General features: G+C 42.8%; 11 protein-coding genes. 6 read left to right on the top strand and 5 right to left on the bottom strand.

What is annotated here, in order from left to right:
• Positions 1-17: 17 nt before the first annotated feature.
• The 3 genes from pstA to pstS form a co-directional block, all read right to left on the bottom strand.
• Positions 18-899, bottom strand: a complete 882-nt coding sequence (gene pstA / locus GTQ43_RS19205) for a phosphate ABC transporter permease PstA (protein ID WP_265274363.1) — start codon at positions 897-899, stop codon at positions 18-20.
• Between the two features lie 19 nt (positions 900-918).
• The gene (gene pstC / locus GTQ43_RS19200) at positions 919-1,869 is read right to left on the bottom strand and encodes a phosphate ABC transporter permease subunit PstC (protein WP_265274362.1); all 951 of its coding nucleotides are present in this window, start codon (positions 1,867-1,869) and stop codon (positions 919-921) included.
• A gap of 186 nt (positions 1,870-2,055) precedes the next feature.
• Complete coding sequence (gene pstS, locus GTQ43_RS19195; RefSeq protein ID WP_265274361.1) at positions 2,056-3,258, bottom strand: phosphate ABC transporter substrate-binding protein PstS; 1,203 nt, start codon at positions 3,256-3,258, stop codon at positions 2,056-2,058.
• 575 nt (positions 3,259-3,833) lie between these two features.
• On the opposite strand from pstS, the gene GTQ43_RS19190 reads away from it, so the two are divergent.
• The 4 genes from GTQ43_RS19190 to GTQ43_RS19175 all read left to right on the top strand — a co-directional run bounded on the left by GTQ43_RS19190 (position 3,834) and on the right by GTQ43_RS19175 (position 8,651).
• Complete coding sequence (locus GTQ43_RS19190) at positions 3,834-4,421, top strand: biotin transporter BioY (RefSeq protein ID WP_265274360.1); 588 nt, start codon at positions 3,834-3,836, stop codon at positions 4,419-4,421.
• Between the two features lie 89 nt (positions 4,422-4,510).
• Positions 4,511-4,987, top strand: a complete 477-nt coding sequence (gene lspA / locus GTQ43_RS19185; protein WP_265274359.1) for a signal peptidase II — start codon at positions 4,511-4,513, stop codon at positions 4,985-4,987.
• Between the two features lie 272 nt (positions 4,988-5,259).
• A complete protein-coding gene (locus GTQ43_RS41465; RefSeq protein ID WP_321162496.1) occupies positions 5,260-5,994 on the top strand; it encodes a hypothetical protein in 735 nt (244 codons plus the stop codon).
• A 389-nt stretch (positions 5,995-6,383) separates the two neighbouring features.
• A complete protein-coding gene (locus GTQ43_RS19175; protein ID WP_265274357.1) occupies positions 6,384-8,651 on the top strand; it encodes a transglycosylase domain-containing protein in 2,268 nt (755 codons plus the stop codon).
• Between the two features lie 198 nt (positions 8,652-8,849).
• Here GTQ43_RS19175 and GTQ43_RS19170 read toward each other — a convergent pair whose 3' ends face one another.
• On the bottom strand, positions 8,850-10,271 hold the full coding sequence (locus GTQ43_RS19170) for a DUF4335 domain-containing protein (RefSeq protein WP_265274356.1): 1,422 nt from the start codon (positions 10,269-10,271) through the stop codon (positions 8,850-8,852).
• The gene (locus GTQ43_RS19165) at positions 10,268-10,894 is read right to left on the bottom strand and encodes a DUF3038 domain-containing protein (protein WP_265274355.1); all 627 of its coding nucleotides are present in this window, start codon (positions 10,892-10,894) and stop codon (positions 10,268-10,270) included. The genes GTQ43_RS19170 and GTQ43_RS19165 overlap by 4 nt, the downstream gene beginning before the upstream one ends.
• A 407-nt stretch (positions 10,895-11,301) precedes the next feature.
• Between GTQ43_RS19165 and GTQ43_RS19160 the strand changes: the two genes are divergently transcribed.
• Together GTQ43_RS19160 and GTQ43_RS19155 are read left to right on the top strand one after the other, a co-directional pair.
• On the top strand, positions 11,302-11,820 hold the full coding sequence (locus GTQ43_RS19160) for an adenine phosphoribosyltransferase (protein ID WP_265274354.1): 519 nt from the start codon (positions 11,302-11,304) through the stop codon (positions 11,818-11,820).
• A gap of 66 nt (positions 11,821-11,886) precedes the next feature.
• Positions 11,887-12,933: an ABC transporter permease gene (locus GTQ43_RS19155; protein WP_265274353.1), complete on the top strand. Its 1,047-nt coding sequence runs from the start codon at positions 11,887-11,889 to the stop codon at positions 12,931-12,933.
• Positions 12,934-12,952: the final 19 nt, after the last annotated feature.

The following is a 12,952-nucleotide window of genomic DNA, read 5'->3' as shown; positions in this document are numbered from 1 at the left end:
ATTCGCTATCTATTTGACTAAGCTTTTTCGCGAGTTGCCCAGCGAGCGATGATACTTGTAATCAGAACCATCAATACTAAGATTAAAGATGCTGCCCAAGCTAGTGATTGCCAATTTTTAAAGGGGGAAATAGCATATTTGTAAACCAAAACAGCAAGGGAAGCTGTTGGCTGGAATAAGCTATCGGGCCAAAAATTGGAAAACAGGGCGGTAAATAGTAAAGGTGCGGTTTCTCCAGAGGCTCTGGCGATCGCTAACGTTGCCCCAGTTACAATTGTTGGTAAAGCTGCTGGCAAAACTACTTGACTCACTGTTTGAAAGTTAGTTGCTCCTAACCCTACAGATGCTTGTCGCAAATCTTGCGATACTAACTGCAAGGCTTCATCAGTGGTTCGGACAATGATTGGCAACATCAAAATTGCCAAGGCAAACCCTCCACCCAGAGCAGAATACGAGCCTAAGTTTAATTTTACCAGTGTCAAAACCACAATGCCATAGGCAAATACCCCAGCAATAATTGAGGGGACTCCACTCAGGACGTTAGCCGCAAAACGCACCCATCTCGCTACTTGGGCAGAGCTAAATTCTGTGATGTAAATCGCCGCTAAAACACCAAACGGAATACTAATTAGGGCAGCAATTCCTACCATTAGTAGTGTCCCTAAAATTGCATTACCAAAGCCTCCCCCTTTTTGTAGAGCTTTGGGTGGCAGTTCAAAAAAGACGCTGGGACTCAAGCTGCCAAAGCCTTGAATAATGACGTAAGAAAGCACTGCTAGCAAAGGCACAAGTGCCAATACTCCACAGATAAATGCAATTACGGTCATTACAGTATTAAACAGTGTCCTTTGAGACATGGGAGCGCGAGTTAGACTGCGCTCTGGAAAACTAGAAGTCATAATTCAACCCACAACTAAGCTACAGTCGCTTGACTCTCAGAACGATAAATTCGGCCATGATATTAACTACCAGGGTCAAGAAGAATAGGACTAAAGCAGCGTACATTAAAGCCGAAACTTGCAAACCACTAGCCTCGGAAAATTGATTTGCCAGGAGAGAAGAAATCGTATTGCCTGGTGCTAACAATGAGATACTAATATTATTGGAATTACCAATCAACATTGTCACAGCCATTGTTTCTCCCATCGCCCGACCGAGTGCCAACATTACAGCACTAACTATCCCCGAAAAGGCTGCTGGAATCAGAATTTGCAAAATCGTTTCCCATCGGGTTGCTCCTAGTCCTACGGAGGCTTGGCGCAAACTGGAGGGTATAGAAATCAAGGCATCACGGGATAAAGCTGTGATGATGGGTAAAGTCATAATTGCTAATATGACTCCAGCTGGTAACATCCCTGGCCCTGTGGGGGAGGTGCTAAAAAATGGTATCCAGCCAAAGTAACTATTGAGCCATTTCCCCAAGTTAGTTAAGATAGGCACTAAAACGAAAATACCCCACACGCCATACACAACGCTGGGAATAGCTGCGAGTAGTTCTACCGCAAAAACCAATACCAACTTCACTTTCGCGGGTAAAAAATCCTCGCTGAGGATTATGGCTGTACCAACTCCAATAGGTACAGCTATCAGTAGACCAATCAAAGAACTCAAGAGAGTTCCATAAATTTGAGGTAGCACCCCGTAAGTATCATTTACTGGGTTCCAAGTGGTGTTAGCTAAAAAACTTGCACCAAATTTTTGGATTGCAGGCCAAGATGCAATTGCAACTTGTAAGCCGATCCATAATAAAGTAGCGGCAACCCCAAAGGCAAAAATTTTAGTTAGCCAAAGAAAACCCCGATCTAGGGACTTTTCTACATCAGAGCGATTTTTTGTCGCTGATGAAAGGTTTTGAGAATTTGTAGTCATGACTACCGACTTTCACAATAAAATCAGAGGAAGATACGGGAGGCAACCATCTCAACAAAATTGTTGCCTCATTGTCTTTTTTCAACTCAGACACTAGTAACAAAGTAGTTGCAAGCTACGAATGTCTATAATCTAGTAGGCAGCCTAAAAATTATTGTCTAGGAATGCCTCGCGTATTTAATTTTGCTACTTGCTTGCGCTACTACCACTACCACCTACAGAAATTTTGTAATCTGGACTAATTTGATCGGCAGCAGCAGCTACCTTTGTAATGACGTTTTGGGGTAGAGGAACATACCCTAGCGCACTAGCCTGTTTTTGACCATCAGTTAAAGCGTATTCGATCGCAGCTTCAACTGCTTTAGCTTTTGCCGCATCGGGATATTTCTTGTAAGCCAAAATCCAGGTATAAGTGACGATAGGATAGGAATCAGCCCCTTCTGGATCGGAAATGAAGACGCGGAGATCGGGAGGTAGAGTTACTGATGCCAGAGTTTTAGAGGCTGACTCTTCACTAGCTACAATAAATTTACCGCCTTTGTTTTCCAAAGCAGCAAACTTGAGACTATTTTGTTTGGCATAGCCGTACTCGACATAACCAATAGAACCTTGTGTTTGTTGGATTTGGGCAGTAACACCCTCATTGCCCTTAGCACCAACTCCCGTAGGCCAGTTGACAGTTTTTCCTTCACCAACTTTAGTCTTCCACTCTGGGCTAATAGCGCTGAGGTGTTTTGTAAACACACCTGTTGTTCCGCTACCATCTGAACGATAAACAACAGTAATTTTGTCTTTAGGAAGCTTTGCGCCTGGGTTAGCCTTGGCAATTTGGGGATCATCCCAAGACTTGATCTTGCCTAGTAGAATATCAGCATAAACGGCTCGTGGTAGCTTAAGTTCTGGAACATCTGGCAAGTTGTAAGCTAGGACAATACTACCAGCAGTTACAGGCAGCAAAATAACGCCCTTATCTGCTGGCACTTTTTTGATTTCTTCATCCTTCATGGCAACATCGCTGGCACCAAAGTCTACAGTGCCTTTGATAAATTGCTCAACTCCAGCACCGCTACCAACTGAGGCATAGTCAACTTGCAGATTGGGATATTTTTTGTTTAGATCCGTAAACCATGTATCATATAGCGGTGCTGGGAAAGACGCACCAGCCCCGCTTAACTTGATATTTCCACCCAAATCTAATTTGCCTGTGCTAGAGGCAGTGGTATCTGTAGCAGTACCAGAAGGTGTAGCAGTACCAGAAGGTGTTTCCTTCGTGGCTGTACTATCTGGGTTTTGCTGTCCGCCACACGAGGCCAGTCCGATTGTCAGTGCTAACACTGAAATTGAAACTGGAAGGCGATGAATTTTTATTACACTAAGACGTGGGGGCATCGCTATCAATAATTTGGGTAATTTTTCAGGTGAGCGATTCTAAGGATACCTCTAAAGGATAAGGCTAAGGTAAAGAAAAGGTTAACAAAGTAAAAAAGGTGCTTGTTTTTTTGATGAATAACAAACACCTATTTTTAATTTTACTTGATAAATTTTATACTTAGGCTTTAATTGTCCGTGAAAAATATTACCATAGTTATTTGGTTACAGATATTTACAAAACTTTATTAGATAGTATAAGTTTGTTGGTCAATTCCTAAAAAATATGACAAAACATGGTATACTAGAAAGCTTAATAAATTTAGACAAATTCTCAGAATTGTTTAGTACTTCTCGGTCTAAGTCCGTTAACAGCCATAACTAAACAATCTAAGTTTAGAGGCAACAAAAAACTATCAATTGCCTATTTTATAAAGAGTAGGCAGGGCGATCGCTAAAAATAGTGAATAAAGGAATTATCTTTAAAAATTTGTATCATAGTTTGGCGCTGAATCCAAAAACTTAGTTTAAACACTAATGAACATAAAATAGTTGCTGTTGGTTTTTCCTTTTGCCTTTCCCTGGTTGCCTGATAAATGTTTGCTGCTTCCAATCAATTACTATGGTCTATGATTGGCTTACTTCTGACAATGGGTGGCACCTTCCTAGAAGCTTATGGCATCACCTTACCTTGGAACTGGAGTAAGCACGGAATTCAGACTTTTTCTTTAGGTGTCACTTTTCAAATAGGCGCAGTACTGTTAGTGGGTTGTTTAGGGGGCAAAAATGCTGGTGCGCTCTCGCAAATTGCCTATTTGGTGATGGGGTTAACCTTATTACCTGTATTTGCTGATGGCGGTGGTATTGGTTATGTTAAGCTATCTCAGTTTGGCTATCTACTAGGCTTTATTCCTGGAGCTTGGATTTGTGGTTTATTTGCCTTTAAAGCTAGACCTCGACTAGAAACTCTTGCATTTAGTTGCATCTGTGGCTTGTTAACACTCCACATTTGCGGTATTAGTTATTTGATTATTAGCTATATTTTTCAGTTGAAAGGGACAGAAAATTTACCCTTGATGCAAGCGATCCTCAGATACTCCTGGTTTGCACTACCAGGGCAACTAAGTGTAGTCTGTGCCGTTACTGTAATAGCATATATATTGCGTCATTTAATGTTTTATTAGTCATGAAGGGGCTAGAAATTTAAAATTTTTTGTTTGTTAAATTTTAAATTATTCTACTCCCTAGTTCTTAGTCCCTAGCCCCTAGTTTCATGCGTTTAAAAAATCGCCTTTTCTGGATCGCTGCCTTCATAGCTTTTTCCTTAGACCAAATAACAAAATACTGGGTGGTGCAAAGCTTCAGTTTGGGGCAAACACTACCACTCTTACCTGGGATATTTCACTTCACCTATGTCACTAACACTGGTGCGGCTTTTAGTTTGTTAAGCGGGAAAGTAGAGTGGTTGCGCTGGCTGTCTTTAGGAGTCAGCCTAGTATTGATAGCAGTAGCCTTGTTTGGCCCAGCATTAACTTTGTGGGATCAGTTGGGCTATGGCTTGATTTTGGGTGGAGCTATGGGCAATGGTATCGATCGCTTTGTTTTAGGCTATGTTGTTGATTTTCTTGATTTTCGCCTAATTAACTTTGCTGTATTTAATGTGGCAGATTCATTTATTAGCATTGGTATTGTTTGCCTTTTAATTGCTTCCTTGCAAAAAACACCAACTTCAACAGGTAGATCGCATTAAACTATTCAGCCTGGGATGATTAATCATCCCAGGCTGAATAGTTTAATTAAATCCTCGCTTCGTCTGCTGTGCGAAGACTCGATCTATGGGTTTTAGAAATTTTAATTTGTATTCTATCCCAGAAAGTTGAGATGCACTGGCGATCGCTGATAGCAAACTAAGATTCTAAATAAAGTAAGTGGCGCTAGCTTTGCTTTTTAAAACTTGCTCTAATTCCCTCCTTCAAAAGGAGGGTTAGAGAAGAGCAAGCGTTAGCCAAGCTTTTAATTTAATTGCCTGTAGTAGGAGTTTTTGGCGAACTAGAACCTGGAGTAGTGGGAGAACTTATACCTGGTTCAGTAGTGCTACCAGGAGTGGTAGATTCAGGTGGGGTAACACTTCCTGGTGCTGGAGTGCTTTCAGGAGCGCCAGAATCAGGTGGGGTAACGCTTCCTGGTGCTGGAGTTAATTTGCTAGGAGCGCCAGAATCAGGTGGGGTAACGCTTCCTGGTGCTGGAGTTAATTTGCTAGGAGCGCCAGAATCAGGTGGGGTAACGCTTCCTGGTGCTGGAGTTAATTTACTAGGAGCGCCAGAATCAGGTGGGGTAACGCTTCCTGGTGCTGGAGCAGTAGAATCAGGTGGGGTAACACTTCCTGGTGCTGGAGCGGTTTCGGTAGTACCAGATCCAGATGGAGTAACGCTTCCTGGTGCAGTTGTGCTGTTACTTGGTGTGGTTTCTGCTGGTACTGTAGTGCTACTAGGAGTAGCGCTAGGAACGACTGCTGTGCCGCCGGGACAGCGAGAGTTAAGCGGAAAATACTCGCACAGAATTTTCATGCCTTCTGGCGACATTTTGATTTCCGTTGGTGAACTAGTAGATTCGCTACTGGATTGGGCTATGGGGGATTTACTGGATTCGGCTACAGCGATATTAGTGGTGAGAGCCAAAGATAAAGCTGTACCAATCAGGGTCAGAGATTTTCCCATCATTCTGAAATTAACCTCAACGGAACACTCGACCTATTAGAACAGACAATAGGATTTATAAAATCTTCCTAAATGAAGAGATTTAGGTTTTTTAAAAAGGTATGAATATCTAAAACAGGTAAAAATTAAATTTGTTGTCTATTGGAAAGTAGTGTTTAAAAATACAATACAAAAAGTTATGCTGTAGTTATGAAATGCTTAAAAGCTGACAAGACAGGCTTTTCAGAAGTGCAAAAATTTTATGTATCTGTAAACAAGTAACTAAAACAACAAATTAATTCCGTTTACAACCCAAATAAAGGTATGAATTAGAACAAAAAGTTCAGTATAGCTAAATTATGCCTTAGCATGTGAGTAAAATGATGAAAGACTAACATCTAAATTGTGATTCGCCCGATTCTTCACTAAAAAGTGTGATGTAAATAGCCGATGAGTGCCCCGCAACCCCCTCACAAGCCACAAACGTTAATTGGTCAACTGACTCAAGCAGTCCATACTATCCAAGCTAGGGTCGATTTTTCTAAATTGGCGCTCAAGCCTAACGCCAAAGTACCGGAACTCTGGGTGCAGGATGCGGGGGCGGATAAAGCAGAGGTATATCCACTATTGGGCGATCGCTATATTCTCGGTCGTAGCTCCAAATCTAGTGATATCGTCGTCCGTAACCCTGTTGTCAGTCAAATTCACCTGTCATTATCACGGAATTCTACTCATAGCACCCCAGTTTTCGTAATCAAAGACGAAAACTCAACCAATGGCATTTATCGTGGCAAGCGTCGTGTCAATTCCCTGGAATTGCGTCACGGTGATATTCTCACCCTTGGCCCCCCAGAACTCGCCGCTTCTGTGCGCTTGCAATACGTCGATCCACCAGCCTGGTACGTGAAAGCTGCAAGTTGGACAGCTTATGGTGTTGGTGGTGTCACAGCCCTATTAGTGTTAGTGATTGGCGTAGAATGGCTAAAATTTCGAGTTAAACCCCTACCTACAGCTACACGCGCCCCAGTAGTTGTTTACGCCCGTGATGGAGCCACACCGCTAAGAGAGCCTCGAACTATCTCTCATGTAGACATGAAGCGTTTAGACGAATTTGGCCCTTATTTACCTGCTGCGGTGGTAGCTTCAGAAGATACTCGTTATTACTGGCACTTTGGGGTTGATCCTCTGGGTATTTTACGAGCCGTGTTGATCAATAGCCGCAAAGGAGATGTGCAGCAAGGAGCCAGCACTGTTACGCAGCAAGTTGCCCGGAGTTTGTTCCGCGAGTATGTTGGCAGACAGGATACCCTGGGACGCAAATTGCGAGAAGCAGTTGTCGCCCTCAAGCTAGAAACCTTTTACAGCAAAGATGATATCTTGCTGATGTACTTAAATCGGGTTTTTTTGGGGGGAGATACCTCTGGCTTTGAGGATGCAGCCCGGTATTATTTTGAGAAGCCCGCTAAACAATTAACTTTGGCAGAAGCAGCAACCTTAGTAGGAATTCTACCTGCTCCCAATGCTTTCGATTTTTGTGGGAATGGGCCAAATAAGCTAGAAGCAGCTGAATATCGGAATCGCGTGATTAAGCGGTTGCTGGAAATGGGCAAAATTAAACCTGAAGATGCGAACCGAGCTAGACGTTCCACTGTCCAAGTTAGTCCTAAAGTTTGTGAGCAACAAGCTAAAACGATCGCTCCTTACTTTTACAGTTACGTCTTCTCTGAACTGGAATCAATCTTAGGACAGGGAGCTGCAAACGAAGGGAACTATATAATTGAAACCCAACTCGATCCGTCTGTACAGAGCCAAGCAGAATCATCCTTAAGAAATTCAGTTAACAATAGCGGCGGAAGTTTTAATTTTTCTCAAGGGGCTGTGGTAACTCTTGACTCCAGTACAGGCAGTATCCTGGCAATGGTAGGCGGAACTGACTACAAAAAAAGTCAGTTCAATCGTGCTGTTCAAGCCAAAAGACAACCAGGTTCCACCTTCAAAATCTTTACTTACACCGCCGCGATTGAACAGGGAATTTCACCATCTAAGAGTTATTCCTGCGCTCCTTTAACTTGGCAAGGCTTCACCTATAAACCCTGTCGTTCCAGTGCTGGTAGTTTGGATATTGCCACCGGGCTGGCTCTTTCAGAAAATCCCATCGCCTTGGGAGTTGCCAAAGAAATCGGGTTAAATAAAGTAGTGGCAATGGCACAGCGTTTAGGGATAAAATCGTCCCTCGATCCGGTTCCCGGTTTGGTACTGGGTCAAAGTGTGGTCAATGTTTTGGAAATGACTGGTGCTTTTGGCGCTATTAGTAATCGTGGAGTGTGGAATCCTCCCCATGCCATTAGCCGAATTTTAGACAGTGGTGATTGCCGCGATCGCAATGATATCAAAACCTGCCGTGTAATCTACTCCTTTGACCAAGATCCAGATGCCAACAAACGGGTGTTGGCTAATGGTGTAGCCGATGAAATGACCAGTTTGATGCGTGGTGTCATCACAAGAGGTACTGGTCGTAGTGCTGCCCTTGGATTAGGAGAAGCCGGAAAAACAGGTACAACTGATAAAAACGTTGACCTCTGGTTCATCGGTTTTATCCCTAGTCGGCGGCTCGTAACTGGTATTTGGCTAGGAAACGACAACAACTCCCCCACATCTGGTAGCAGCGCTCAAGCCGCTCAGTTATGGGGGAATTATATGGGGCGAATTACCCGGTAATTGGGTATTGGGAACTATTGATCGGTAAACGATCAATAGACAATTATTAACAAATGAACAAGTAAGCAGATTTAAGCCAATTCTTGATGAACTCTTACCCAAGCTTAATGCTTGTCTAAAATCCATAGGGCATAGGGATATAGAGAATAGGGAATACCAACTTAATTCTCATCCCAATGCCCAATGCTCAATGCCCAATTATTGATATCCCTGCCAAGGGGTAACTTCTAGTGTGCCGTTAGGCTTAAATACCACTTGGAAGTGGGCGAGAGGTTCTTTATTATTGGGAGCAGCAACATTTGAGCCGTAGACAGCATTGAACATCTTCGGAAGGGGTGTTTCGCGGAAATAGTCAAAGGCGACTTGGTTAAGTGGTTCATAGTCAGCAATGACACCATCTTTATTGACCGCTACTCGATATTTCAAATCTCGCGTAAAGGTGGGAGTACCACTCCAAGTTTGCCGAACTGTGCTATATAGCTTTTGGTTTAAACTTTTAACTATATTAGAATCAGTAATTTTTGCACCCACTACCTCTGGCGTTCTAGCATATCCCCGCCAAGGACTAACTTCTAGCACACCTCTTGTAGTAAACACTACTCGAAATTGGGCGATCGGTTCGTTGGAAATGGGAGGGCGGGTAGCTGGATTGTAAAGTACTTTAGGCAAAGGAGTTTGACCTACTCCTAGATTCGCTTCTTTATTCAGCGCTTTATAACCAACGATCGCACCATCCGCAGCTACACCCAAACGATAAATTAATTCTTCCTTCAATCCTGAGCGATTAGTCCAAGCTGGATGAATTTGGTTGTACACTTGACGATTCAATGACCGAAGTTGGGATGGATCGGTAATTTCTGGAACTGTGTTTAACAGTGCTTCTAAATCTTTAACTGGTGGCTTTGTATTGGCTGTGGGTGTTGCAGCTGCAATGGGTGTTGCGGCGGCTGATGGTGAAGGAGTGAGGCTTTTGGTTGTAGGGCTAGTTTGGTTTTCTGGTTGAGGCTGTGGTGGACGGATTTGGGGAGGTGGAATCAAGTTAAAGGCGATCGCTGCGACTGCTAAACTTGACACACCCACAGCAGCAGGTACAGCCTGTCTAATCAAAGCTTGACTAGCACCACCATAACGTCTGGTAACTGGTTGTAGCTCTAGGGAAAGTTCAGGTAAAGTTTGGGTATCAGCAAAAAACTGATCCACTGCTTCCACTAAATCAAACAACTGCACCGTGTTCAAATCTATTTCAATAGGTGGACGTTTAGAATTATTAGAGTGAGACTCAAACCCTTCTGGAGCGCCTTCGGAATGGATAATTAACCTGTGGCGGTTGCCGTCAACTTTCCGAAACTCTACTAGCTCCGATTCCTGATTGTGTGCTTGGGGATTGGGTACACTACTTAAAAATTCTTGGGCATAGCCGCTAACAGCCCTCACCAAACTTTCAAAAAATTCCCGCCCTCCCGTTAGGGGCTGATTATAACCAGATAAATAGCATTCTGCATTTACCAATATTGATAATTCTGGGCGCATTTCTTGGAACTGTGCAGCCCTGGTGACATCACTTAACCCTTCTAAAAGCAGTGTACAATTAGGTAGACTATACTTACGTTGAATATTCATTCCACTTCACCGTCAAAAAGACTAATCCAGAAGCGCTGCATTCCAGCTGTACCTGTACAAAATAGTAATTGTCCTAACAAATTTATCGCTAGCTCATCTAATTTTTCATCAGAACTTAATGCCAGGACACCAGAACGTCGAGCATTCATCCGGCTTTTAAAATGCGCTCTAAACCGCTCTAGGTAATTGGATAGACGCAAATTCTGTTCTAATGGAATCTGCTTTTCTTCCATTTGTTGACATATCATGAGTAACTGGCGGATAACAACAGTTAAACGCCGCGCTATGTAGCAAGCAATTACCACGAGAGCTTTTGCTTCCATAATAGTTAAGGGACGACGCATGTGCGCTCTTCGTAGCGGGTTAGAGCTACGCATCCGCCACAAATTCACCCTGTCTTTAACAATTCCTTTGAGATCCAACTCTTGAGCAAAACTCAAGATTGCTTCCGAACCACCAAGCTCTAAAGCTTCAATTGCCAATAAAATCAGGTCAATTTGCAACCGCGTTCTCCGAGGGCATGTCTTGGAAGCGATCGCAGGATCTGGCAAAGTGTCCAGAATCATCGGCAGCGAATCTTGAGTTGGACTGTTGAACGGCGTTAAACTTGCTGAGACATTCATTCTATAAAATACCTTGTGCGGTTCCAACAGACTAGGTAAAACAAATTTAAAATCGGTAGCCAAGACTTGAACGTTAGACTTGTAGCAGTAGTATGACTACCTGATATATACATTACTTAACTCTTTCTATTCACAGTTTTCCCTATATTGAAATCAAAGTTTTAAAACATAAATTAATTCACCTCATTTCTTAGTGCAATACCTTTTCTAGCTTGGTTTAGATTCTAATTATCGTCAATAAAGGACGAAGCTTCAGCCTTGACCCCCAGCGTATGACATTATAGTGTACGATTTTTCAGGTATCCGAAAATTGGGAATTGGGCATTGGGATAGCTAGGAATTTAAATTCATAACTCCTCACTCTTCACTCCTAACTTTCCATACTCCCCACTCCCCACTCCCTTTTTATGGATTTAAAGTCTCTTGTTCGTGACATCCCAGATTTTCCCAAGCCCGGAATTTTATTTCGGGATATTACTACGCTACTGCGCGATCCAGAGGGACTGCGCTACACTATTGACTTTTTAACACAAAAATGCAATGAAGCTGGGATCGTAACGGATTATGTCATAGGTATAGAATCGAGGGGATTCATTTTTGGCTCACCTCTGGCTTACAAATTAGGAGTTGGTTTTATTCCCGTCCGCAAAAGAGGTAAGTTACCAGATGCAGTTCACTCAATTCAATATGAACTAGAGTATGGTACAGACTGCTTGGAAGTGCATCAAGACGCTCTACATGAAGGTAGCCGAGTTTTGATTGTGGATGATTTGATTGCCACGGGTGGAACTGCAAGTGCAACAGCAAAGTTATTGCAAAAGATTGGCTGCGAATTAGTAGGATTTGGGTTTATTATCGAGCTACGGGATTTAGAAGGGCGTAAATATCTGCCGGACGTACCGATTATCTCTCTAATTGAATATTAGTTATTTGTCATTGGTCATTAGTCATTAGCAAAGGACAAATAACAAATAACAAAGGACAAAGGATAAATGACATCTACGAGAATTTCCTTGGAGACAGGTAGGGATTGGCTAATCAGGCTAGTCACGAGCGAAACTTTCATTTATGTGGCAAAGCGGGTATTGCAAGCCCTACTAACTTTGTTTTTGGCATCAGCTTTGTCATTTTTCATTATTCAACTCGCTCCAGGGGATTATGTAGATACGCTGCGGCAAAACCCGAAGATATCTCCAGAAAGAATTGAGGAAATTAAGCGTCAGTTTGGTCTTGATAAGTCTTGGCCAGAGCAATTTTGGCTATGGATATGGCGAATTTTGACAAAAGGGGATTTTGGCACGAGTTTTATTTATCAACGTTCAGTGGCATCGTTGTTGTGGGAAAGAGTACCAGCGACTTTGTTATTAGCGATCGCATCTTTAATTGTCACATGGGCGATCGCTATCCCTCTCGGAATTTTTGCTGCTGTTAACCAAAATAAGCTAGCAGACCGGATTTTACAGGTTATTAGCTATACCGGACAAGGTTTTCCCAGTTTCATCACTGCCTTAGCACTACTGGTTTTAGCTCAAATCACCTCGCCCTTATTCCCAGTGGGTAGCATGACTAGCATCAATCACTCTGAACTGACATGGTTTGGCAGAATCTTAGATGTCGGCTGGCACATGATTTTACCCACCATCGCCCTCTCAATTACCAGTTTTGCTGGTTTACAACGCATCACTCGCGGCGAATTATTGGATGTTTTGCGTCAAGATTATATCCAAACGGCTCGCGCCAAAGGATTGCCAGAAAATCGTGTGATTTACGTTCACGCACTCCGTAACGCCGTAAATCCCTTGATTACCTTATTGGGTTTTGAATTAGCTGGTTTATTAAACGGTGCTTTCATTGCCGAATTTTTCTTTAACTGGCCCGGTTTAGGCAGGTTGACTTTACAAGCTTTACAAGCTCAAGATTTATATTTGTTAATGGCAAGCTTGTTAATGGGCGCAGTGTTGCTGATTGCTGGTAATTTAATCGCCGATTTAATGTTAAAAGCCGCCGATCCTCGCATTCGCCTAGAAAATCTCAATTAGTCATTGGTTAAACTTCATC

It is taken from the genome of Nostoc sp. KVJ3 (genome assembly GCF_026127265.1).
Taxonomy (GTDB): Bacteria; Cyanobacteriota; Cyanobacteriia; order Cyanobacteriales; family Nostocaceae; genus Nostoc.
The sequence above is the reverse complement of the archived record's forward strand: the minus strand, read 5'-3'. Positions and strand labels throughout refer to the sequence as shown.